This is a genomic window from Neisseria sp. HMSC070A01, assembly GCF_001810165.1.
GTDB lineage: Bacteria > Pseudomonadota > Gammaproteobacteria > Burkholderiales > Neisseriaceae > Neisseria.
In genome coordinates this window covers 357,177-380,937 of sequence record NZ_KV800126.1, presented here as the reverse complement: position 1 = coordinate 380,937, position 23,761 = coordinate 357,177, and the positions used below count along the sequence as shown (strand labels likewise).

The 23,761-nt window shown below is 49.0% G+C and carries 24 protein-coding genes; 14 read left to right on the top strand and 10 right to left on the bottom strand.

The window, feature by feature from the left end; genetic code table 11:
* Nucleotides 1–92 precede the first annotated feature (92 nt).
* Nucleotides 93–872 (top strand): CDP-diacylglycerol--serine O-phosphatidyltransferase, encoded by a 780-nt coding sequence (gene pssA, locus HMPREF2711_RS10400; protein WP_003746086.1) that lies wholly within the window; start codon nucleotides 93–95, stop codon nucleotides 870–872.
* Nucleotide 873: 1 nt separating this feature from the next.
* Nucleotides 874–1,683: a sulfite exporter TauE/SafE family protein gene (locus HMPREF2711_RS10395; RefSeq protein WP_003746083.1), complete on the top strand. Its 810-nt coding sequence runs from the start codon at nucleotides 874–876 to the stop codon at nucleotides 1,681–1,683.
* Between the two features lie 84 nt (nucleotides 1,684–1,767).
* Here the strand turns inward: HMPREF2711_RS10395 and HMPREF2711_RS10390 are convergent, their stop codons facing one another.
* The 6 genes from HMPREF2711_RS10390 to HMPREF2711_RS10365 form a co-directional block, all read right to left on the bottom strand.
* Nucleotides 1,768–2,448 carry a sulfite exporter TauE/SafE family protein gene (locus HMPREF2711_RS10390; RefSeq protein ID WP_003680951.1) on the bottom strand — a complete coding sequence of 227 codons (681 nt, stop codon included), beginning with the start codon at nucleotides 2,446–2,448 and terminating at the stop codon, nucleotides 1,768–1,770.
* Between the two features lie 110 nt (nucleotides 2,449–2,558).
* Nucleotides 2,559–3,599 carry an ABC transporter permease gene (locus HMPREF2711_RS10385; protein WP_003746082.1) on the bottom strand — a complete coding sequence of 347 codons (1,041 nt, stop codon included), beginning with the start codon at nucleotides 3,597–3,599 and terminating at the stop codon, nucleotides 2,559–2,561.
* A gap of 36 nt (nucleotides 3,600–3,635) precedes the next feature.
* Complete coding sequence (locus tag HMPREF2711_RS10380; protein ID WP_003746080.1) at nucleotides 3,636–4,691, bottom strand: ABC transporter permease subunit; 1,056 nt, start codon at nucleotides 4,689–4,691, stop codon at nucleotides 3,636–3,638.
* Between the two features lie 99 nt (nucleotides 4,692–4,790).
* Nucleotides 4,791–5,720: a CobW family GTP-binding protein gene (locus tag HMPREF2711_RS10375; RefSeq protein ID WP_003746079.1), complete on the bottom strand. Its 930-nt coding sequence runs from the start codon at nucleotides 5,718–5,720 to the stop codon at nucleotides 4,791–4,793.
* Nucleotides 5,708–6,181, bottom strand: coding sequence for a Fur family transcriptional regulator (locus HMPREF2711_RS10370; protein ID WP_003746077.1), 474 nt, complete (start codon nucleotides 6,179–6,181; stop codon nucleotides 5,708–5,710). Before HMPREF2711_RS10370 ends, HMPREF2711_RS10375 begins: the two co-directional genes overlap by 13 nt.
* A gap of 113 nt (nucleotides 6,182–6,294) precedes the next feature.
* Nucleotides 6,295–7,119: an SDR family oxidoreductase gene (locus tag HMPREF2711_RS10365; protein WP_003746075.1), complete on the bottom strand. Its 825-nt coding sequence runs from the start codon at nucleotides 7,117–7,119 to the stop codon at nucleotides 6,295–6,297.
* A gap of 133 nt (nucleotides 7,120–7,252) precedes the next feature.
* Here HMPREF2711_RS10365 and HMPREF2711_RS10360 point away from each other — a divergent pair, with 133 nt between their 5' ends.
* The 3 genes from HMPREF2711_RS10360 to HMPREF2711_RS10350 all read left to right on the top strand — a co-directional run bounded on the left by HMPREF2711_RS10360 (nucleotide 7,253) and on the right by HMPREF2711_RS10350 (nucleotide 12,273).
* The gene (locus HMPREF2711_RS10360) at nucleotides 7,253–7,714 is read left to right on the top strand and encodes a c-type cytochrome (protein WP_003746073.1); all 462 of its coding nucleotides are present in this window, start codon (nucleotides 7,253–7,255) and stop codon (nucleotides 7,712–7,714) included.
* A 389-nt stretch (nucleotides 7,715–8,103) separates the two neighbouring features.
* Nucleotides 8,104–10,866, top strand: a complete 2,763-nt coding sequence (locus tag HMPREF2711_RS10355) for a TonB-dependent receptor domain-containing protein (protein WP_003746070.1) — start codon at nucleotides 8,104–8,106, stop codon at nucleotides 10,864–10,866.
* 141 nt (nucleotides 10,867–11,007) lie between these two features.
* Entirely contained in the window at nucleotides 11,008–12,273 is a 1,266-nt protein-coding gene (locus HMPREF2711_RS10350) for a histidine-type phosphatase (protein ID WP_003746068.1), read from the top strand.
* Nucleotides 12,274–12,452: 179 nt separating this feature from the next.
* On the opposite strand, the gene HMPREF2711_RS10345 is transcribed toward HMPREF2711_RS10350, so the two are convergent.
* Complete coding sequence (locus HMPREF2711_RS10345) at nucleotides 12,453–13,649, bottom strand: acetate kinase (RefSeq protein WP_003746066.1); 1,197 nt, start codon at nucleotides 13,647–13,649, stop codon at nucleotides 12,453–12,455.
* A 233-nt stretch (nucleotides 13,650–13,882) separates the two neighbouring features.
* On the opposite strand from HMPREF2711_RS10345, the gene HMPREF2711_RS10340 reads away from it, so the two are divergent.
* From HMPREF2711_RS10340 to trxA, 9 genes are all read left to right on the top strand, one after another.
* Nucleotides 13,883–14,188, top strand: a complete 306-nt coding sequence (locus HMPREF2711_RS10340; RefSeq protein WP_003746064.1) for an HLGFF motif protein — start codon at nucleotides 13,883–13,885, stop codon at nucleotides 14,186–14,188.
* Nucleotides 14,188–14,370 (top strand): cbb3-type cytochrome oxidase assembly protein CcoS, encoded by a 183-nt coding sequence (ccoS, locus tag HMPREF2711_RS10335; protein WP_003746062.1) that lies wholly within the window; start codon nucleotides 14,188–14,190, stop codon nucleotides 14,368–14,370. The genes HMPREF2711_RS10340 and ccoS overlap by 1 nt, the downstream gene beginning before the upstream one ends.
* A 2-nt stretch (nucleotides 14,371–14,372) precedes the next feature.
* Nucleotides 14,373–15,689 carry an MFS transporter gene (locus HMPREF2711_RS10330; protein ID WP_003746061.1) on the top strand — a complete coding sequence of 439 codons (1,317 nt, stop codon included), beginning with the start codon at nucleotides 14,373–14,375 and terminating at the stop codon, nucleotides 15,687–15,689.
* Nucleotides 15,690–16,012: 323 nt separating this feature from the next.
* Complete coding sequence (locus tag HMPREF2711_RS10325) at nucleotides 16,013–16,993, top strand: DNA polymerase III subunit delta' (protein ID WP_003746059.1); 981 nt, start codon at nucleotides 16,013–16,015, stop codon at nucleotides 16,991–16,993.
* A 10-nt stretch (nucleotides 16,994–17,003) separates the two neighbouring features.
* Nucleotides 17,004–17,357: a PilZ domain-containing protein gene (locus tag HMPREF2711_RS10320; protein WP_003746058.1), complete on the top strand. Its 354-nt coding sequence runs from the start codon at nucleotides 17,004–17,006 to the stop codon at nucleotides 17,355–17,357.
* 4 nt (nucleotides 17,358–17,361) lie between these two features.
* Complete coding sequence (locus HMPREF2711_RS10315) at nucleotides 17,362–18,147, top strand: TatD family hydrolase (protein WP_003746056.1); 786 nt, start codon at nucleotides 17,362–17,364, stop codon at nucleotides 18,145–18,147.
* A gap of 320 nt (nucleotides 18,148–18,467) precedes the next feature.
* Nucleotides 18,468–20,021, top strand: coding sequence for a fatty acid--CoA ligase (locus HMPREF2711_RS10310; protein ID WP_036493564.1), 1,554 nt, complete (start codon nucleotides 18,468–18,470; stop codon nucleotides 20,019–20,021).
* 85 nt (nucleotides 20,022–20,106) lie between these two features.
* Nucleotides 20,107–21,672 carry an ABC transporter ATP-binding protein gene (locus tag HMPREF2711_RS10305; RefSeq protein WP_003746052.1) on the top strand — a complete coding sequence of 522 codons (1,566 nt, stop codon included), beginning with the start codon at nucleotides 20,107–20,109 and terminating at the stop codon, nucleotides 21,670–21,672.
* 126 nt (nucleotides 21,673–21,798) lie between these two features.
* A complete protein-coding gene (gene trxA / locus HMPREF2711_RS10300; RefSeq protein ID WP_003681479.1) occupies nucleotides 21,799–22,131 on the top strand; it encodes a thioredoxin TrxA in 333 nt (110 codons plus the stop codon).
* Nucleotides 22,132–22,192: 61 nt separating this feature from the next.
* Here the strand turns inward: trxA and HMPREF2711_RS10295 are convergent, their stop codons facing one another.
* From HMPREF2711_RS10295 to grxD, 3 genes are all read right to left on the bottom strand, one after another.
* Entirely contained in the window at nucleotides 22,193–22,510 is a 318-nt protein-coding gene (locus tag HMPREF2711_RS10295) for a DUF2322 family protein (protein WP_003746050.1), read from the bottom strand.
* A 97-nt stretch (nucleotides 22,511–22,607) separates the two neighbouring features.
* Nucleotides 22,608–23,234 (bottom strand): uracil phosphoribosyltransferase, encoded by a 627-nt coding sequence (gene upp / locus HMPREF2711_RS10290; RefSeq protein WP_070616171.1) that lies wholly within the window; start codon nucleotides 23,232–23,234, stop codon nucleotides 22,608–22,610.
* Nucleotides 23,235–23,381: 147 nt separating this feature from the next.
* Nucleotides 23,382–23,693, bottom strand: a complete 312-nt coding sequence (gene grxD, locus HMPREF2711_RS10285; RefSeq protein ID WP_003681608.1) for a Grx4 family monothiol glutaredoxin — start codon at nucleotides 23,691–23,693, stop codon at nucleotides 23,382–23,384.
* Nucleotides 23,694–23,761 lie beyond the last annotated feature (68 nt).

Genomic DNA, 23,761 nt, shown 5'->3' with positions numbered 1-23,761 from the left:
ATGAAGTGAAACTACGACTGCCTTTTAAAAATCCTTAACCTGCCAATGCGGTATAATGCCTCATCTGCACCCGCAGCATATACGGAAACATTATGGACAACTCACAAAATACAGAAAATCCGATTCCACCGCGCAACTCCATCCGCAAAAACAGCATTTACCTGCTGCCCAATTCCTTTACCATCGCCGCACTGTTTTGCGCCTTCTTTGCCATTACCCAGTCTATGCACGGACGTTATGAAACAGCGGCGATTGCAGTTTTCCTTTCCATGCTGCTCGACGGTATGGATGGACGCGTGGCGCGGCTGACCAACAGCCAAAGCGCGTTCGGCGAACAGCTCGACAGCCTTGCCGATATGGTCAGCTTCGGCGTCGCGCCTGCCCTGATTGCCTACAAATGGCAACTTTGGCAATTTGGCAAAATCGGTTATTCCGTTGCCTTTATCTACTGCGCCTGCGCCGCCCTGCGTTTGGCACTGTTCAACACGCTTATCGGCAAAGTCGACAAACGCTGGTTTATCGGCGTGCCCAGCCCGACTGCCGCTGCGTTGATTGTTGGCCTGATTTGGGTCAACCACAGCGTCGAGCGTTTCCCCAACGTGCATTGGTGGGCATTGGGTATCACCCTGTTTGCCGGCATTTCCATGATTGTGCAGATTCCGTTTTGGAGCTTCAAAGAAATCAACATCCGCCGCCAAGTGCCGTTTATGGGCATGGTGTTGGCCGTATTGATTCTGCTTTTGATCAATTGGGAGCCTTCGCTCGTCCTCTTCCTGTTTTTCCTCGGTTACAGCTTGTCCGGTTATGTGATGGCAGTCATCCGTTGGTTTAAAAAACGCCATAAATCACACAAACACGACAAGGCCGTCTGAAATGTGGTCTTGGGACATCATCCTTGCCCTGCTCGCCGTCGGCAGCGCGGCGGGCTTTATTGCCGGGCTGTTCGGCGTAGGCGGCGGCACGCTGGTTGTCCCCGTTGTCTTATGGGCATTGCAACTGCAAGGCGTAGGCAACCACCCCTATGCACAGCATCTCGCCATCGGCACTTCCTTTGCCGTCATGGTGTTTACCACCTTCTCCAGCATGTATGCCCAGCATAAAAAATACGCCATCGATTGGGCAACCGTCCGCCGGATGACGCCGGGCATGATACTCGGCGTCTTCCTCGGCGCAGCAACGGCAAAATATATGCCGACGCTGGCTTTGCAGGTTTTCTTTATTGCATTTCTTACCCTTATCGCACTCAAAACCCTACGCGATTCCAAACCCACACCTTCACGCACCCTGCCCGCCCTCCCCGGCCTGACAGCCGCAGGCACGCTTTTTGGTGCGGCTTCAAGCTGGGTCGGTATCGGCGGCGGTTCACTATCCGTTCCATTCCTACTGTATTGCAACTTTCCGGCGCACCGCGCCATCGGCACATCTTCAGGCCTGGCATGGCCGATTGCAGTTGCCGGCACCATCGGCTATTTTGCCAACGGTTTGCCTATTGCCAACCTGCCTGAAGGTGCGGCAGGCTTTATCTATCTTCCGGCCGTAGCCATTTTGAGCATTGCCACCATCCTCTTTGCCCCGCTCGGCGTTAAAACGGCGCACAAGCTGCCCGCCCGAAAACTCAAAATTGCTTTCGGCATCATGTTGCTGCTGATTGCCGCCAAAATGACTTGGAATTTGATTCATTAAATCTTTCTTGTGAAAAGGCCGTCTGAAAATCTTTCAGACGGCCTTTTTGATTGCAAAACAACAAACTAGATAAAACCTTTTTCCCTACCCGATTTGCCCCATCGCAAAGACGGCCAAGCGCCATATCGCCCATCCTGCCACCAATAATCCGGCGCACAAACGAACCATGCGTTTTTGCAAAAAGGTTTTCAACTGCGCTGCAAATATGCCCATCGCGAGCAGGTTCGGCAAGGTCCCCAACGCAAACGCCAGCATATACAGTCCGCCGTGCAAGGCATTGCCGCTGCCCAAAGCATATAAAGACGCGCTGTACACCAAGCCGCAAGGCAGCCAGCCCCAAAGCACGCCCACGCCGAAACAGGCAGGCACTGATTTAATCGGCAGCAATTTGTTCAGTAAAGGATTCAGGCGTTTCCATATCGGTTTGCCGATGCCTTCGATTTTGGTTGCGGCAGTCGAAATACCGGCAAGATACAGCCCAAGTAAAAGCAGCAAGACATTGGCGGCAATATACAAACCGTTTTGAACCGCGCGCGTATCGTCCAAGGAAATGCCAACCTGCCCGACCAAACCGACCAACAGGCCAATGACGACATAGCTGCTGATGCGCCCTAAGTTCAACAATACAATCAGCCCGATTCGGTTTAAATGTGGCGGCAGCTGCAATGCGAATGCGCTGCTCAATCCGCCGCACATGCCGACGCAATGCGTTCCGCCAAAAAAGCCGAGCAGAAAAAGCGTAAGAAATGTGATTTCTTGATTCATGGTTTTTAATGATTCAAACGAATGGATGAGGCCGTCTGAAACTTTTCAGACGGCCTTGAGAATGAAGGATAAGCTTTTCCGCCCACCCTCTTCACGCTTTAGAAAAGCAATTAGCTGCGTGCGCGTACATCAAATGCCTGACGCAAACCTTCGCCGATCATAACCAGCAAAAGCAGCATCACCGTCAGCGTAGCAACGGCAGACAGACCGATCCACCACGCGTCCAAGTTGTCTTTGCCTTGCGCCAGCAACTCGCCCAAGCTCGCCTGTGAGGCAGGTACGCCCAAGCCCAAGAAGTCCAAACTGGTCAGGGCGAGTACCGCACCTGAAATACGGAAAGGCAAAAAGGCCAATACCGGCGTCAAGCTGTTGGGCAGGATATGGCGCCACATGATTTCACGGTTGCTCACGCCCATCGCGCGCGCCGCCAAAACGTAATCGGTCTGACGGTTTTTCAAAAACTCGGCGCGGACATAGTCGGACAAGCCCATCCAGCCGAAAAGCGACAGCAATACCAGCAAAATCAACAGTCCGGGATTAAAGAACGAAGACAGGATAATCAGGAGGTACAGCTCCGGCATACCGCCCCAAACCTCGATAAAACGCTGCATCAGAAGGTCGGTTTTGCCGCCGAAATAACCCTGCACCGCGCCTGCAACCACGCCGATTACGGTAGTCACCACGGTCAATACCAAGGCAAACAGCAGCGAATCGCGGAAACCGTAAACCAAGCGCGCCAACAGGTCGCGGCCGCGGTCGTCCGTTCCCAAGATATGCCGTTCGGACGGTTTGGCAGGATCGGGGGCCGTATCGAAATCGTTCAAGGTATCGGCATCGTAAGGATTGGGCAGATACAGGGCGAAATTGCCGTCTGAAGTGATGTTGTGGCGGATAAGCGGATCCAAATAATCCGCAGGCGTATCGAAATCGCCGCCAAATGTGGTTTCATTGTATTCAGTTACCAAAGGGAAGAAATACTCGCCCTGATAGCGTATCCACAAAGGTTTGTCGTTGCTCCACAAAGGCGCAAGCAAGGTAACGACAAACAAAACGGCCAAAATCCGCAAAGCCAGCCAACCGCGCTTATGCTGCTTAAAGGCCTGCCAAGTAGGGTTTGAAGTAGATTTTTTCTTTTTCATGGTTCGAAACATTCTTTAATAATGGATTGAAGATATTTTCAGACGGCCTTATTTCTGTCCGCCAAAGTGAATGCGCGGATCGACCCACGAATAAGAAATATCCGACACCAATTTAGCCAACAACCCCATCAGCGTGAACACATACAGCGTGCCCATTACGACAGGATAATCACGTTTCATCACTGCCTCGTAAGACAGCAAACCCAACCCGTCCAGCGAGAACAGCGTTTCAATCAACAGGCTTCCGGTAAAGAATGCGCCGATAAATGCGGCCGGGAAACCGGTAATCAGAGGAATCATGGCGTTGCGGAAAATATGTTTCCACAAAATCTGTTTCTCAGGCAAGCCCTTGGCCCGCGCGGTATAAACATATTGGCGACGGATTTCTTCAAGGAACACGTTTTTCGTCAATACGGTCATCACCGCCAAGTTGCCTGCCACCGAAGCGGTAATCGGCAAGGCCATATGCCACAAATAATCTTTGACTTTACCGGCCCAAGAGAGCGTATCGAAATCATCGCCGACCAAACCGCCCTGCGGGAACCAGGCAAAAAAGCTGCCGCCGCCAAACAACACCAGCAACACCAAGCCCAAGACAAACGGCGGTACGGTATAGCCGACCAAAATGATCATGCCCGTAATCGTATCGAATCGGCTGCCATCCCTGACCGCCTTGGCAATACCCAACGGAATACATATCAAATAAGTCAGGAAAAACGTCCACAAACCCAAACTCATCGATACCGGCATTTTCTCTTTCACCAATTCAAACACAGTTTGGTGATGGAAAAAGCTCTCGCCCAAATCGAAACGGGCGAATTTCCATACCATATCGGCAAAACGCGTCAAAGGCGGCTTGTCGAAACCGTATAAAGCATTCAGCGCGGCCAAATCCTCCGCACTGATGCGGTTGCCGTTTTTGGCCAAAGTTCCGGGCATACTGTGTCCCGCCGTCTCGCCGCCAACCGCGCCCTGCGTCAGCTGCTGAACCATCTGCTCCACCGGGCCGCCGGGAACAAACTGAATCACGGCGAAAGTAATCGCCAAAATCCCCAACAGCGTGGGAATCAAAAGGAGCAAACGATGAAAGATATAACGCCACATGGTTAAGTGTTCCTCTATTTTTTTGATTTGAAGGCCGTCTGAAACCGCTTGCTTCAGACGGCGTTATCGTAACGGATTAATAAGCGTTTGGACGATGATTTACTTCTCCAAAGCCTCCAGCAATTTTTTCTCAATCAAATCCGCATCAAAGGATTTGGCAATCAGCTCGAAGCGCGAGTCGCGACGCCATGAAACCTGATTTGCGCCCCATTGTCCGTCCACCCAGTTGAGCCATACCCAAGTACCGAGCACTTGGAACACGCCTTTGGCACGGACGAGGCCGTCTGTCAATTTAGGCAGGTCATTGAAGAAATCGGTCAATTTTTCGCCGTCGAAATCGCGTCCGGCAGGGAATGTGAAGCCTTGCGACTGGAAGCCCATGGTGTTGTCCGGCAGGGCTTTGAGGCGGTAACGTGATTTTTCGATAACGGGAATGTCAAGCCATTGGATGTCGAGTTGCGCATTTTGGACTTCAACCACTTTGGCTTTGGGCGGGAACAGTTTGGCCGCTTTATCATGAAATTCGGCCAGTTGATCCGGCGTGCACAAGTCGGTTTTGCTGGCGACCAATACGTCGCAAATGCCGATTTGGTCTTTATACAAGGCTTGTTGCGCGTAATCGGGATTAATAAACTGGCGCGGATCGACAACGGTAAAGACGGCGCCAATTTCCAGCATGCTGTCGAGCGGTTTGGCTTTCAGTTCGTCAATAACGCTGGCGGCGTGCGCCAGACCGCTGGCTTCAATCATCAAGCGGTCGGGTTGGGCATCGCGCAGCATTTTTTGTACGGTCGTCCCCATTTGCGCGCCGGCAGTACAGCACAAACAGCCGCCGGCAATTTCGGCCACGGGAATGCCGTTGTCGCTCAAGACGGCGCCGTCAATGCCGATTTCGCCAAATTCGTTGACGATGATGACCCATTTTTCATTCGGGTCTTTTTGCGCCATCAGACTTTTGAGTGCGGTGGTTTTACCTGTTCCGAGAAAGCCTGAAATCAGGTGGACTTTAGTCTTTTTTACTTCTGACATTTTTTACAAATTCCTGTTAAAACAACATGTTCTTCTTTTAATGAGAAACCGGTTTCAGCCACGCCTGCACGCAAGGCCGCCCATTCTTGGCTCAAGGTCTGCTCATCCGCCGTACCGCATTCGGTGCAAACCAAAATAAACGCGCTGTGGTGCGCCTCTGTTTCTTCGTGGTCGTGGCAATGGTCGTTGCACTCGTGCTGCGCGTGGCTGCACAAAATATAGCCGTTGACCGCCGCCACTTTGTGCAAAACGCCCTGTTCCGCCCAAAAATCAAGGGCGCGGTAGGCCGTCGGCGGCGCAACCACACCCTCGCTTTGCTGCTGCATCTGCGACAGAACGTTGTAGGCTTTAATCACGCCGCTTTGTTTCAAAACAATATCAAGCACTTGCTCGCGCAATGCGGTTACCTGCACGCCATCGCGCTGCGCTTGTTCTAAGATTTTTTGTTTGATTGCGTTCATAACTGAAACAGCCTTTCAGACGGCCTTGTTAATAAAAAATTACATTATAGCGTGTTTACTCAATTTCAGATAACAAAGAGGCCGTCTGAAACGTTCAGACGGCCTTATGCCGATTACTTAAACCAAGATTTAATTTTTCCAAACAAAGACATGCTTTGTTTTTCAAACGTTTCTTCCTTCGCCGGTGCAGGCTCGTCGCGGTAAACTTTCATGCCTGCAAAGGTCTGGGCAACCGGCATGATTTCGATGGAATTGACGTTCATCCGCGCCGGACGCTGATAGAGCCATAAAGCGGTATCGGCAATATCTTGCGGCTGGATAAACTCGACATTCTCATAAACCTCGGCCGCACGCTGGTCGTCGCCTTTGAAACGGACGTTGGAAAACTCGGTATCGCCGCACAAGCCCGGTTCGATATTGGTAATGCGGATGTTTTTGTCTGCCAATTCGGCGCGCAGATTCATGCTGAATTGACGCACAAAAGCCTTGGTCGCGCCATAGACATTACTGCCGGGATAAGCATAACTGCCGGCAATCGAACCCAAATTGATGATATAGCCCTGTTTGCGCGCGACCATTTGCGGCAAAATCTGTCGGGTCAGAAAAGTCAGGCCGATGATATTGGTTTGAATCATGGTTTCCCAATCGCCAAAATCGGCTTTATCGGCAGTATCCAAACCCAAAGCCAAACCGGCGTTGTTGATCAGGCAATCGATTTCGGACAAATGCTCGGGCAGGCTGTTCAAAGCGTTTTGAATCGACTCCGTGCGCGAAACATCCATTTCCAAAGGGTAAAACTGCTCGCCCAATTCCTCTGCCAACTGCTGCAATTTGTCTTCGCGCCGTGCCGCGCCGATGACATGATAGCCTGCTGCAACAAAGGTGCGGCACATTGCCGCGCCGAATCCTGCCGATGCCCCGGTAATCAAAATTGCCATATCGTTTCCTTTCTGTACTCGTTTCAGACTTGGGTTTTAAGGTATGATAACGCCTTATCAGACGGCCTGAGTGGTTGACCGGCTGATTTTAAATTTAACGATAATCATATCATTACAATAGGACACACTCCATATGAAAACCCGTTTTCTCCCTGTTGCTTTGGCAACAGTGGCGCTTACCCTTTCCGCCTGCGGCGGCAGCGGCGCGCCTTCCCAGCCTAAAGGCCCTATTTCCGAAGACCGTACGGCCGCATTCAAATCCATGATGCCTGAGTTTACCCGCATGGGCAAAATGGTCAAAGACGAAGAGCCTTACGACGTTGAGAAATTCAAACAAGCTGCAGCCACTTTTGCTGAAAACAGCAAAAAACCGTTCACCCTGTTTGAATCCGATCCTCAAGGCAACGGCCGCGCCCTGCCTGCCATCTGGACAGACACAGCAACATTCAAAGCCGAAGAAGAAAAATTCGTTGCTGCGGTTGAAAAACTCAACGCCGCTGCCCAAACCGGCAAGCTCGAAGAAATCAAAGCCGCTTACGGCGAAACCGGTGCAACCTGCAAATCCTGCCACGATACATTCCGCGGTCCGGAATAAGGCTTAAAACAAACAATAAAGGCCGTCTGAAATATCATTTTCAGACGGCCTTTTCTTCAACTGACTTCAAACCTTTCTATATCGACTTTATATTTTGCATTTCATGTTTTTTACCGGTTTCATTTGAAACCGACGGCTCAATTCACATAGCGCAATCAAATTTTCTTCTTCCGGCTGTTTAAATTCAATTAAATCTCCCCTTTTCTCAACCAACCCAATTCAAATTCAGACCTGCTTTATCTTTTCAGCCAGATTAATCATATGCGGTTGGATTATCTTATAAAACAAAATTTTACTTTATTTTTTAATAAATAAAAACCATTTTCAAAATATTTGTAAAGTTTAATAATATGTTATAAAGTAGCGACTTCGTTTCTGAGGTAACTATCATGAATCCGAATTTCAAATTAAATCTACTGACATTATCTTTACTGGCTATAACAAGTATCGCACACGCAGAAGAAGAAGTTTCAACTCAAGAGCTTGATGAAATTCAAGTCAAAGGCAAACACATTGCCAAAGAGAAAAAAGTTTTTACCGAAGGCCAAGCCAAAAGTTCGCGTGAACGGGTTTATCAATCCAGCGAAAACATCGATACCATCGTTCGGAGCATGCCCGGCGTCTTCACCCAACAAGACAAGGGATCGGGGGTATTGGCAGTTAATATCCGTGGCGATAGCGGTTTGGGACGTGTCAATACGATGGTTGACGGCGTAACCCAAACCTTCTATTCCACTTCCGCCGATGCCGGACGCAGCGGCAGCTCCTCGCAATTTGGTACGGCACTGGATCCCAATTTTATTGCCGGTGTGGATGTAACCAAAGGCAGTTTCTCGGGTGCCAACGGCATCAATACTTTATCCGGTACAGCCAATTTCCGTACTTTACGGGTAGATGATGTGGTACACGGAAACCATACCTTCGGCCTTTTAACCAAAGGATTGACCGGCACAAACAGCACCAAAAGCAATTTTATGGCAACCGGAGCGGTACAAAAATGGTTTGACAGCGGTGCGCGCCTTGGCGCGTTATATGGTTACAGCCACCGTAATGTCGAGCAAAACTATAAAGTGGGCGGCGGCGGTCAGCGTATCGGCAATTTTGGCGAAGAATATTTGGACCGTAAAAAACAAGAATATTTTGAAAGCAACTTATTGAAATTCGACCACGAACAAAATCTCTGGGTTCGTGACTTTTCCAAACGTAACGCAGTCGGCAAAAGCTATTGGGACTACCCTTTCTCCAAAAAATATAACGATCCTGAAGTTTTACAAAGAGATTATGTCGATGACTTGGAAAGAAGCTGGAAAGAGAATTTGGCACCGCAATGGGACCTGACTCCAATCGACCCGACTAGCCTGCAACAACGCTCAAACAGCCATTTAGTCAAAGTGGAATATGAAAACGACAACAACAAGCTGGACCTTCAGCTTCGTACCATGAACAACCGTATCGGCAGCCGCAAAGTAGAAAACCGCAACTACCAAGCCAATTACAACTTAAACATTGGCGATTATGTCGATTTAAACGTATTGGCCGCCCATAATCTGGGTAAACAAAAATATCCGAAAAACTCACGTTTTTCAGGATGGGGGCTGTTGGATTATTTGGAAACCAAAAACACAGCCAATCTTTTGGATATCAACAACAGCTTTTCTTTCAAACTTCCCCAAAAAACAGATTTAAAAGCTACCGTCGGTTTCAATTTCTTTAAAAACCAATACAGTAAAAACCGCTTTCCGGAAGAGCTGAGCTTGTTTTACGACGGTCCCGATCAAGATGCTGGCCTGTACAGTTTTTTAGGCCGCTTCAAAGGAGACAAAGGAATATTTCCCCAAAAATCAACGATATTGCAACCTTCAGGCCAGCAAAAATTCAATACCTTCTATTTTGATACTTCCTTGAAAAAAGGTATTTATCAATTGAATTACAGCGCCAATATGGTCAACTACCGCTACAAGGGCGAATATACCGACTACTTCAATACCCAAGAAGACTTTAAAAAAGCATTTGGAGAAGATTCCAAAATTTATAAACAGCATTGCACACCAAGCTGCGACCTTTACGAACCGGTTTATACCAAATCCGGTAAAAAGCATGCGGTAAACCATTCGGTGGCATTAAACATCAATGTTAACGACTACTTTATGCCGTTTATCAGCTATTCGCGCACGCATAGAATGCCGAATATTCAAGAAATGTATTTTTCACAAATCGGCGACTCGGGCGTCAATACCACCCTCAAGCCGGAACAGGCCAATACTTACCAAATAGGTTTCAATACCTTCAAAAAAGGGATTTTCAAGCCGGATGATGTATTGGGTTTCAAACTGGTTGCCTATCGCAGTAGGATAAACAACTATATCCACAATGTTTATGGCAAATGGTGGGATTTGGACAAAGCACCCAGCTGGGTAACCAGTACCGGCCTGCAATACTCCATCCAGCATAGAAACTATGCCAAACCTGTCCATAAAAATGGTTTGGAAGTGGAAATGAACTATGATTTCGGCCGCTTTTTTACCATCCTGTCTTACGCCTATCAAAAAACCAACCAGCCGACCAATTATAGCGATGCCAGCGAATCTCCCCGCAACTCTTCTAAAGAAGACCAAATCAAACAAGGCTACGGCTTAAGCAAAATTTCCCGCCTGCCCCGAGATTACGGTCGGTTTGAATTAGGGTCCCGATGGTTGGGCAACAAATTGACCATCGGCGGCATTATGCGCTATTACGGCAAAAGTACACGGGCGACGACTGAGGAGGAATTTGTTGACGGTACAACCGGTGCTAATACCTACTCTTCACATCAAATGGGCAGAAGGGTGATCAAAAAAACAGAAAGCATCAACAGACAGCCGATGATTTTTGATTTCTATGCCAATTATGAACCGAAGAAAAACCTTATCCTTCGTTTCGACATTCAAAATGCCTTCAATAAACGCTATGTCGATCCTTTGGACGCCGCAAATGATGCCGCAACCCAGCGCTATTTCAGCGTATTTGAAAGAAAAGGCGGTTTAGATGATGAGGAAGTCGAATGCGATGCCAACGGTTTATGCAATGGCAAATATGGCGGTACGACACGCTCCGTCTTGAACAACTACGCACGAGGCAGGACTTTGCTGTTTACCATCAGTTATAAGTTCTAAACCTATCTATCAGTATCTTAATATTGCACTGATTAAGCGGTAGTCAATATTGTTGCAGTATTTATGGTGTTAGTTTACGGCACCAAATATGCCTTGAATTTTTATAGCTCAATTTCAACATTAAATGATTAGGTATCGAATATGAAAAAAATAACCCTAAAATTCACCGCACTTTTGCTTGGCTCAGCTTTAGCAAGTAGTGCGTTTGCAACAGAAAATGGTCAAACTTCCTCAAGTTCTGATTATGAATTAGAGAAAGTATTGATTTTCAGCCGACACGGATTGCGTTCACCAGTGGAAAAAGATCCGCAAGAAATGGCGAAATATTCCCCGTATGCGTGGGCAAAATGGGATGTGCCATCTGGTTATCTCACGGCAAAAGGGACAGTGCTAGAAACCTATTTCGGCCAATATTTAGGACAATGGCTTGCGGATAAAGGATTATTAACGACAGATCGTTGTGCATCGGGTGAAGGTATTTTCGCTTATGCGAATGGAGTGCAACGCACCATTGCAACAGGTCAGGCCATTGTGGCGGGAGCTTTTGCAGGCTGTAATGTTCAACTGCAACATCACGGTGAAATTGGTTCAGAAAAAGATCCAATTTTTAACACGCAGGCGCACAATCCAAGCCAAGCTTTGATTGAATCTGCAAAAAATAACGTTGATTTAACCGCTTTACAGCAAAAATTAGCGCCAAATTATGCGCTATTGAGTGAAATCATCGATTATAAAAATTCACCAAACTGTTTGCAAAAAGGCGAATGTGATTTAGGTGGAAAAGTCGGTGAATACAGTATCAAAGACGGCAAGTCGGTCAAGATTACGGGGTCTATCAGCACCGGGAAGAAAATTGTCAGTGCATTATTGCTCGCACATTATGTGGGTAAGCCTGATTCTGAAATTGCAAACGGTCGTGTGGATAGCCAAGAAAAATGGCGCGCAATTAACGAAATTAAAAACGAATATTACCGTACTTTATTTAAAAACAATGAAGCGTTAGCACAAAATGCATCATATCCGTTATTGGCATTTATTCAGCAGCAGCTAAATAGCGAAAATAAAATTAACTTATTGGTTGGACACGATTCTAATATCGTCGCTCTGCTGGCTGCATTAGGTGTTGAGCCTTATGAATTAGATGGTTCATTGGAAAATATCCCAATCGGTGGCAAGCTGCTATTTGAAGTGTGGAAGCACAAACCAAGTGGTAAGCTCAAATTTAAGTTGGATTATGTGTATCAATCTACCGAACAGCTGATTAACACCATGCCATTAAGTTTAGCGACACCACCAAACCAAACAGCTTTAACGCTCAAAGGCTGTGAAAAAGATGAAAAGGGCTTTTGTGATTACGAGCGTTTTCAACAGGTGTTGAGTGAGGGTATTAAGAACGGTAAAAAATAGCATTCATGCAACCCTATGAAAAATACTTAAAAGAGAATTCGCAGAAACTGCGAGTGGATCAAACGGAAAAGCCGGCAAACGTAATGTTTACCGGCTTTTCTCAATATATTCTCAAAATTTTCTTCATCTATACACAATAAAAAACCTGTCCTTGCGGACAGGTTTTCAATGATGATGGATTACAGGCCGCTCAGACGGGCTGTATCGTGTGCAATCATCAATTCTTCGTTGGTAGGAATCACAACGGCAACAGCTTTGCTGTCGGCAGTGGTAATCACACCGGCATTACCGAAGCGGGCTTTCAGGTTGGCTTCTTGGTCAATGTGCAGACCGAGGAAGCCCAAGTAGCCCAATACGCGTTCGCGGATGATGTCGGAGTTTTCACCGATACCGCCGGTGAAAACCAATGCGTCCAAACCGCCTGCCGCTACTGTCATGCTGCCGATGTATTTAGCCAAGCGGTAGATGAACATTTCCAAAGCCAGTTTGGCGCCCGGATGGCCTTTGGCAGCTTCTTCTTCGATGGTACGGCAGTCGTTGGACAAACCGGAAATACCGAGCAGGCCGGATTTTTTGTTCAGCATTTCGGTAATTTGGGAAATGGTCATGTTGGCGTTTTCAGCCAAGAAACTGAAAACGGCAGGGTCGATATCGCCGCTGCGGGTACCCATTACCAAACCTTCCAGCGGAGTCAGGCCCATGCTGGTGTCTTGAGATTGGCCGTTGGCAACGGCGGTAATGGATGCGCCGTTACCCAAGTGGGCAATAACCATGCGCAAATCTTTTTTGTCTTTACCGAGGAAGCGTGCGGTTTCGTCGGCGACGAAGCGGTAGCTGGTACCGTGCGCGCCGTAGCGGCGCAAGCCGTATTTTTCATACAATTCATGTGGAACAGCGTATTTGTAAGCGTGTTCAGGCATGGTTTGATGGAATGCGGTGTCGAATACGACAACGTTCGGCAGGCCTTTGAAAATGGTTTGTGCAGCGCGCAGGCCCAAAAGGTGAGCCGGGTTGTGTAAAGGAGCAAGTGGAATACATTTTTCGATACCAGCGATAACATCGTCGGTAACCAAAATGGATTCACTGTACAATTCGCCGCCGCTTACCACACGGTGGCCGATCGCGCCGATACGGGTGTCGAGGCCGTGGGCTTTGAGTTCTTCCATCAGGGCTTCAACTGCACCGGTGTGGTCGGGCTTGGCAGACAGGTCGACTTTGTGTTTTTCGCCGTTGAATTTGAAGGTGATGTAGGCATCGGGCAGATTGAGTTTTTCGGCAAGGCAGCTCAGCAATACTTCGCCGCTGTCGTTATCCAATACGGCACCTTTGAGAGAAGAGCTGCCGCAGTTCAAAACCAAGATTAATTTTTGTGTCATTTTATGCTCCTTGAGGTTTCAGACGGCATTTTTGTCGGGACCTTACTGCTGCTCCGGCTATGTTGCACCCCTTGTGGGACGTAGTGGGTAGCGGTCTGAACAGATTAACAAAGTAAACGTCGTATTCTAACAAAAAATGTAATCGGCTGCTTGACTTAATATTTGATGTAAAATGGACGAAATTTTATTTTAGGCCGTCTGAAAAATGACGGCGGTTTTGAAGAATTTTCAATATGCATTATTTCAGTATCCACACTCAAGACGGCGAGCATGCCGGATTTTTTATTATGTTGGCAGACGATGAGTCGCAAAATCCGCCGCAAAGCGGACGCTTCGCAATCAAGCTGCAAAGTGAAGACGCAGCCGCAGCGGCGGTATTGTCGCCTTTCGAGCAAACCGATATTCCGCAATACTGGCGCGTGGTTAAAGACCGTATCGAATTGTTTTTTGACGATAAAAACATCGGCGCGCTGCGCAACGAATATCTGACCATCAGCGGTAAAACCTTTATCCTGACCGATTTGACCGGAGCGATGTAATGGAAAGTATGTTTATCCTTGTACCCATCAGCATTATTTTGGCCTTTATTATCGGCTGGTTTTTCTGGTGGTCGGGTAAAAACGGACAGTTTGACGACCTTGAAGGACCTGCACACCGCATTTTGATGGACGATGACTCCACTGAAAAACTGATCGAAAAAGACGAAAACAAAGAATCCTAACAATGAGCCTTAAAAAAGACAATCTGAATTTCCACACAACCCGCCGTTTTGCGCCGCTCTTTGGGACGCAGTTTTTGGGCGCGTTTAACGATAATGTGTTCAAAACCGCATTATTCGTGATGATCAGTTTTTACGGTTTGGGCAAAAACGACTTTCTGCCGTCCAGCCAAATGCTGAACTTAGGAGCGATGCTGTTTATCCTACCCTATTTTCTGTTTTCCGCGCTGTCAGGACAGCTGAGCAACAAATTCGACAAAGCCGTTTTGGCGCGCTGGATCAAGCTGTTGGAAATCATCATCATGGCAGTGGCGGCGTATGGCTTCTACATCCAATCCGCGCCTTTGCTTTTAATCTGCCTGTTTTGCATGGGCACGCAATCTACCCTGTTTGGCCCGCTGAAATACGCCATTTTGCCCGATTACCTCAACGACAAAGAGCTGATTATGGGCAACAGCCTGATTGAATCGGGTACGTTTATCGCCATCTTGCTTGGCCAGATTTTGGGCACGGCAGTCGCAGGCGTTCCGCCATATATTGTTGGTGGTTTGGTGTTGTTGGTCGCTATCGGCGGCACGATGACCAGCCTGTTTATGCCGTCTGTAGCCGCTAAAATGCCGGACACAAAAATCGAATGGAACATCATCAAAGGCACGAATTCGCTGATTCGAGAAGCGGTGGCCGACCGCCCTGTATTCACTTCCATTATCGGTATTTCATGGTTTTGGTTTGTCGGCTCGGTTTATACCACCCAACTGCCGACGTTCACGCAAATCCATTTGGGCGGCAACGATAATGTGTTCAACCTGATGTTGGCGCTGTTCTCCATCGGCATCGCCATCGGCTCGGTATTATGCGCCAAACTCAGCCATGAGCGACTGATTTTGGGCTTGGTCACCATCGGCACATTGGGGCTGACGGTCTGTGGATTATTGCTGGTGTGGCTGACCCACGGCCAACGCTTTACCGAATTAAACGGCATTATTTGGTTTTTATCGCAAGCCCAAGCGTATCCGATTATGCTCGTCATGTCGGCTATCGGCTTTTTCGGCGGCTTCTTCTCCGTACCGCTTTACACTTGGCTGCAAACCGCCAGCAGCGAAACCTTCCGCGCCCACGCCGTCGCCGCCAACAACATCATCAACGGCGTGTTTATGGTGTCGGCCGCTATTTTGAGCGCGGTTTTGCTGATGTTGTTCGAAAGCATCACGCTGCTGTATTTGATTGTGGCCGTGGGTAATCTTCCTTTGATTGTTTACCTCATCAAACGGGAACCGAAATTTATCGGGGATTTGACCGCTTTGTTGAAAATCAGCAAATAAGGCCGTCTGAAATATATCCCCACCATGCACATTTTCACTGTTCAATCGCGTGGACAGCCTGTGCATAAATCAGATTACTGTCTGATTTAAAATTAAAAAACAGAACTGACTAAATTTTAAGCACAACTTTACCGCCAAACAAAATGCACATTTTTCCCCAAACAAGCGTGTGTAAAGGCTGTGAATAAGTCTGCTTAATGTTTGATATTTCAAAACAAAACGATATTTGATTAATTTTTAGGCAGTTAATAAAAGGCCGTCTGAAAACTTTTTCAGACGGCCTGAGCGTATAATAACCACCTACCTTATAGTTCCCAAACGATATGATTTATCCATGGCATGAAACCCAATGGCAACAGCTCGCCGCCCATTGGCAAAACCGTCCCAACGCTTGGCTGTTTACCGGCAAAGAAAATACCGGCAAAACCGAGTTTGCCCGCTTTGTCGCGCAGGCATTGCTGTGCGAATCGCCCAAGTCCGGTCATGAACCCTGCGGTGAGTGCGCTTCGTGCCATTTGTTCAGCCAAAACACACATCCCGACTTTTACGAACTCACGCCGGAAATTCCCGAAGGCGAGGCAACAGGACGCAAACTCCTGCAAATCAAAATCGATGCCGTGCGCGATATTGTGGAAAACATTTACCTGACCGCTGTCCGTGGCGGCCTGCGCGTGGTATTGGTACATCCGGCGGAAAGTATGAATACACAGGCGGCAAACGGTTTGTTGAAAGCTTTGGAAGAGCCGCCGCAACACGTTGTTTTCCTGCTCGTTACCCACGCGCGCGACAAACTCCTGCCCACCATCAAAAGCCGTTGCCGCCAGATGGTGCTGCCCTCGCCGACCCATGAACAAGCTGCAGCATACCTGCGCCAACAGGGCGTGGAAAATGCCGAAGCCTTGTTGGCATTCCACAGCGGCGCGCCTTTATTCACACCGACTCCCGAATTGGACGCATTGCGTGAAGAGTTGCTGACGCTGCTGGCTGCCCCGCGCCTGTTGGCCATACTCGACTACGCCGCCGCGTTCGACAAACAAAAGCAACCGCTGGCCGTTTTCATCGACTGGCTGCAAAAGTGGCTGACGGATGTCGGCTTGGCACAACAAAGCATGGCGCCGCTTTATTATCCGCACCATGCCCAAGCCCTGCTTCAGACGGCCTCCAAAACCGATTCACGCAGGCTGTTTGCCCTATTGGGCCGTCTGAACGCGCTCAACCCTTACGGATACCATACCTTGAGTGTTAAAATGCAACTTGAGTATCTGCTTATCGAATATTTAGATTTTTGGCAAAACAAACCCTAACAGGTAATAAATGATGAATAAAAAAGACATTCCGGCGAAGATGTTGGCTTTGCAACTCAAAGACCCCAATCTGTTGTACAACTGCTATATGCCGTTTTTAGAACACGGCGGCCTGTTCGTGCCGACCGATGACGTATTCTCCCTAGGCGAAGACATCCTCTTGGCCGTCGAAATCGCCGACTATCCCAAACGCTTCCTGCCAACCAAAGTCGTTTGGATCAATCCCGCGCGCACCTCGGCCCACCGCCCCAAAGGCGTAGGCCTTGCCTTTTCCGAACACGAAAGCTGCCAGCAGGCAAAAAACCTGATCGAAGCCGAGCTCGGTCCGCGCCTGCGCAGCGACCGTACTACTTTTACCCTGTAATACCATGCATTTAATCGATTCACATTGCCATCTCAACTTTGACGGCCTAAAAGACCGCCTGCCCGAAGTCTTTGCCAATATGGAAGCGCAAAGCGTCAAACAAGCGCTTGCCATCAGCGTCAGCAAACAAAGTTTTGCCGAAGTCTTCGACATTGCCCAGGCGCACGACCACATTTACTGCACCATCGGCATACATCCCGACAGCCAAGAAGCGGAAGAATTTACCGTTGCCGAAATGGTAGAAGCGGCCAAACATCCCAAAATCGTCGGCATCGGCGAAACCGGTTTGGACTATTACTGGTGCAAAGGCGATTTGTCATGGCAGCATCAACGTTTTGCCGACCACATCCAAGCCGCCAACGAAAGCAGCCTGCCCGTTATCGTCCACACGCGCGATGCGGCCGAAGACACATTGCGGATTTTGAAAGAGTGCCATACCAACTCCGGCGTAATTCACTGCTTCTCCGAAGACGTTGCCTTCGCCAAAGCCGCTTTAGATTTGGGCTTATACATTTCCTTCTCCGGTATTGTGACGTTTAAAAACGCACCGTTGATACAGGAAGCCGCCAAATACGTCCCTGCCGATAGAATCTTAGTAGAAACCGATGCCCCCTTCCTCGCGCCGGTTCCCAAACGCGGCAAACAAAACGAGCCTTCCTACGTCCGCTATACAGCCGAATTCGTAGCCAATCTGCGCGGCGAGAGCTTGGAAACATTGGCACAAAACACCAGCGACAATTTCTATCGCCTGTTTAAGAAAGTACCCGATGGCCGTCTGAACAACGGCTAGGTCTAAAGCCTCTACCATCGGCTCTGCCTACCTGTCATCTAGATCCTGCCTCAAACTCAACGGTAAACTCGAAATGACCCGAGACAGAAACACAATCGGCTTGCGCTATCTTCCGAACGGCCAGCCTTTTGAAGAATGGGAATTTTCCCATCAACACAATAAATAAGTTTAAATTCAAAATATTGCTTTCCTAAGCCCGACAAAGCAAGAGGTCGTCTGAAAGTATTTTCAGACGGCCTCTTGCTTATTTTACCGATAGGATGTAAAACCTATCCTTCGAAATAAACGGCTCATCGAAACCGTACACCCATCGACACAATATGGACACGAACTCCGAAATGCACACCCACTCTAATTTTTACGCCATGTTGACAGCCGCCTGCCAAAAAAACGGTAAAGGCACGGTCATTTTCAACGATAAAGAAAAAATCAGCTATTCCTCCCTCAAACACGAAGTAGAAACCGTCGCCGCCTATCTGCAACATGAAGGCGTACAATATGGTGACAAGGTCGCCCTTGTCGTTTCCAACTCTCCCGAATTTATTACCGCCTATTTCGCCATTACTTCCATCGGTGCGGTAGCCGTCCCACTCAACGTCTTTTTGAAAAGCGAAGAGTTCTCTTACATCCTCAATGACTGCGACGCACGCTTTATGTTCGCCTCCGCGCCGTTGGCCAAAGAACTCAAAAACATCAAAGCCAAAACCAAAGTCCGTAAAATCATCTGGATTGGCGAAACCAAAGCCGCCAGTGGCGAAGACAGCTATTTCGATGCCGCGCGTACATTCCCCGGCAAGCCGAATCTGAGCCGTCAGCCGTCCGTCAACGATTTGGCGCACATTATCTACACCTCCGGCACAACCGGCCATCCCAAAGGCGCATTAATCAGTTACAGCAATCTGTTTTCCAACCTTTCGGGCGTCGAACAAATTTTCCAAATTTCGCAAAAAGACCGCTTCGTCGTCTTCTTGCCCATGTTCCACAGCTTTACGCTGACCGCCATGGTTTTGCTGCCGATATATCAGGCCTGCTCGATTATTTTGGTCAAATCCGTCTTCCCGTTCTCCAACGTGTTGAAACAGGTTTTACTCAAACGCGCTACCATTTTCCTCGGCGTACCGGCTATTTACACTGCCATGAGCAAAGCCAAAATCCCTTGGTATTTCAGATGGTTCAACCGCGTCCGTCTGTTTATCAGCGGCGGCGCGCCTTTGGCCGGACAAACCATTGACGACTTCAAAGCCAAATTCCCGCGTGCCAAATTGCTGGAAGGCTACGGCTTGAGCGAATGCTCGCCCGTCGTGGCCGTCAATACGCCCGAACGCCAAAAAACCGCCAGCGTCGGCGTTGCCCTGCCCGGCCTGACCGTGAAAGCCGTCGATGACGAATTGGTCGAAGTGCCACGCGGCGAAGTGGGCGAACTCATCATCAAAGGCGGCTCGGTCATGCAAGGCTACCTCAATATGCCTGACGCCACAGATGAAACCATCGTAAACGGTTGGCTGAAAACCGGCGACTTCGTCACCATAGACGAAGACGGCTTCATCTTCATCGTCGACCGCAAAAAAGACCTGATTATCTCCAAAGGCCAAAACGTCTATCCGCGAGAAATCGAAGAAGCCATTTACAAACTCGATGCCGTGGAAGCCGCCGCCGTCATCGGTGTGAAAGACCAATACGCCGATGAAGAAATCATTGCCTTTATCCAACTCAAAGAAGGCATGAAGCTGGAAGAAGCCGAAGTCCGCAGCCACCTGCGCGGCCTGCTGGCAAACTTTAAAATCCCCAAACAAATCATCTTCCAAGACGAGCTGCCGCGCAATGCCACCGGCAAAGTGTTAAAACGCAAACTCAAAGAACAGTTTCAAGACTAAACCGCTGTTTCAGACGGCCTCTTGATTCATGCAGGCCGTCTGAAAACAACCTGTATTCCACAAACCTTTTCAGACGGCCACGACCATGACGACACCTATACTCGAAATCGAAAACCTAAACGGCTCCTTTCCGAGCAAGCAAGTCCTACACGATATCAACCTGACCTTGCAACCCGGCCGCAAACTGGCATTGGTCGGCGAGAGCGGCAGCGGCAAAACCGTATTGTCACAAGGCATCATGCGCCTCAACCCGATGGTTAGCTTTGAAGGCAGTCTGAAATATTGCGGAACCGATCTGCTGACCCAGCCCGAACGCGCCCTGCAAAAGCTGCGCGGCTGCGAAATCGGCATGGTGTTTCAAGAACCCATGACCGCCCTCAACCCCGTGATGCGCGTCGGCGAACAAATCGCCGAAGTCCTAACCCTGCATTTGGGTTTGGATAAAAAACAGGCATGGGCGCGCGCCATCGAACTCCTAGACGAAACCGGCATCCACCAGCCCGAGCAAAAAGCCCAGGCTTATCCGTTCCAACTTTCCGGCGGCCAACGCCAGCGTGCCATGATTGCCATGGCCGTATCCGCCCAACCCAAGCTCCTGATTGCCGACGAACCGACCACTGCTTTGGACGTTGCCGTCCAAGCCCAAATTCTCGACCTGCTCTCGCGCCTGCAGGAAGACCACGGCATGACCATGCTCTACATTACGCACGACTTAAACCTCGTGCGCCGTTTTGCCGACGACATCGCCGTTATGCGTAACGGCCGCATCCTTGAAGCCGGCAAAGCAGCCGAAGTCTTCGCCAATCCGCAACACGAATACACCAAAATGCTGCTCAATGCCGGCACAACACGCCGCGTCGCCCCCTTGCCTGAAAACCCGGCCACCGTACTTAAGGCCGAACACGTCGCCTTTTCCGTCAAAGAGTCGGACGGTTGGTTTAAAAAACGCGACAAAACCATCCTCAACCCCATTTCTTTCGACCTTAAATCTGGCGAAACATTGGGTATCATCGGCGAAAGCGGCAGCGGCAAAACCACGCTGGCCAAAGCCGTTATGCACCTTATCGACTCCGAAGGCAGTCTGATTGTCAACGGCGAGCCATGGAAACGCGAATTGAGACGCGAAATCCAAATGGTGTTCCAAGACCCGTTCGGCGCATTCAATCCGCGCATGAACGTCTTTGATACCGTTTCCGAAGCCTTACGCGTGCACGAACCTGAAATGCCACGCGAAGAAATGCGCCGCCGCGTCGAAGAAGTCCTCAAACAAGTCGGCCTGCCCGAAGACGCACTCGAACGCTATCCGCATGCCTTCTCCGGCGGCCAACGCCAACGCCTCGCCATCGCCCGCGCCATCATTGTCCGCCCGAAAATCCTCGTATTGGACGAACCAACCAGCGCGCTCGATGTCCAATGGCAACAACAAATCCTTGAATTGCTCAGCGGCCTGCAAAAAGAATACGGCCTCGCCTTCATCATCATCAGCCACGACCTCGCCGTCATCCGCGCCATTTCCCACCGTGTGATGGTGTTGAAAGACGGCAAAATCGTTGAAGAAGGCGAATGTGAAAACGTATTTGCCAATCCAAGCAGCGACTACACGCGCCATTTGATTGCCCACTCCGGCCACATGGTCCAAGAGGCCGTCTGAATCTTTAAGGATTACGATAGACGCATTTCAAAAAAACTATTACCGAGTGGCAGCACTTGAAATTTTCCCAGTCTGCCACTATCCTGAACAACATATTTATCGATCCCCATTCAAAAGGAAACAAACATGAGCAGCGAATTGATTATCCACGCCAGCGATGCCAGCTTTGAACAAGACGTTTTGAAATCCGACGTACCTGTATTGCTGGACTTCTGGGCACCATGGTGCGGCCCTTGCAAAATGATCGCCCCAATCTTGGACGACATTGCCTCCGAATTCCAAGGTCGTCTGAAAGTCGTTAAAATCAACATCGACGACAATGAAGCCACTCCTGCCAAATTCGGCGTTCGCGGCATCCCTACCCTGATGGTGTTCAAAAACGGCGAAAACGTTGCCACTAAAGTCGGCGCATTGGCTAAAGGCCAACTGACTGCATTCGTTGAAGCTTCTATCGCTTAAGGTTTTAAGCATATAAAAAGGCCGTCTGAAAATTGTTTTCAGACGGCCTTTTTTGTATTCATTAAGCAGCCAATGGTTTCAAAGTCAGGCTGGCATTTTCAGCTTTCACTTTAAACAGCAAATCAATATTCGGATGTTTGCCCGGATTGGCTTCGGCATCGGCAACATGTTCGGCAAACCATGCCAGGCCGCGTTCTGCCGCCGCTGCGTCAAGTTTACCGTCAAACTCTTGCGCCAAAGCATGGTAAAGCTTGAGCGAGCCTTGTTTGCCAGGTGCATTGGGAATGTGATGAACCACATTGCCCTCTTTGTCGAGAATATCCAAGCCGCTCAAATGATCGATGGCAGGCATGGCGGCAAGATTATCTTGGAAGCTCATGATTGTCCTTTCTGATGTGGGTTTTAAAGCAAACCATATAATAAGGCCGTCTGAAAGTTTAGGTTTGACACTTTTCAGACGGCCTTAAACATTTCAATTAACGTGTACCGAAAATCTTATCGCCGGCATCGCCCAAACCGGGGATGATGTAGCCGTGTTCGTTCAAGTGGCTGTCGAGTGCGGCAGTGTAGATGGTTACATCAGGATGCGCCTCGTTGACGGCTTTCACGCCTTCCGGTGCGGCAACCAATATCAATGCTTTGATGTTGCGGCAACCTTTGGCTTTCAAAAGGTCGATGGTGGCAACCATAGAGCCACCGGTCGCCAACATTGGGTCGATAATCAGCGCGGGACGTTCGTCCATGCTGTCGACAAATTTTTCAAAATAAGAAACCGGTTTCAAAGTTTCTTCATCGCGCTGCAATCCGACAACGCTGATTTTGGCAGTCGGAATCAGGTCGAGTACGCCGTCGAGCATACCCAAACCGGCACGCAAAATCGGGACGACGGTCAGCGTTTTGCCTTTGATGCGGTCGCCTTCGATAGAGCCGCACCAGCCGTCAATAATATATTTTTCAATTTCAAAGTCACGGCTGGCCTCATATGCCATCAGACGTGCCAACTCGGTGGTAAGCGTGCGGAATTTGTAAGTGCTGCAATCCGCTTCACGCATCAGCGTGAGTTTGTGGCGGACTAAAGGGTGGTTGATAACGGTAACGTTCATGTTGATTTTCCGAATTGCGTTGATGGAGGGGGATTATACTTTTTTTCGCATGGCGCGCAAAGTGCGTATTCATGCGAAAGGCCGTCTGAATCAGGGTTTCAGACGGCCTTTGTCAACAATTTTACATTGCGGGAATATTTAAAATGCTTAAGCTTTCAGCAATTCTTGCAGTTCGCCGGCTTCATACATTTCCATCAAAATGTCGGAGCCGCCGACAAATTCGCCGTTGACGTACAGTTGAGGAATGGTCGGCCAGTCGCTGTATTCTTTAATGCCTTGGCGTACGGCATCGTTTTCCAATACATTGACGGTTACATAGTCGGTGCAACCTGCCGCATTGAGGATTTGTACGGCACGGGAAGAGAAGCCGCATTGCGGGAATTGCTTCGTGCCTTTCATGAACAATACGACGCGGTGTGTGGTAACGACTTCTTTGATTTGATCGTGGATAGAGGACATGGTGTGTTCCTTTTTACTAAATCGGTTGTTCGGGGAAAATCAAATTTCCCGCCATTATACGCAAATTG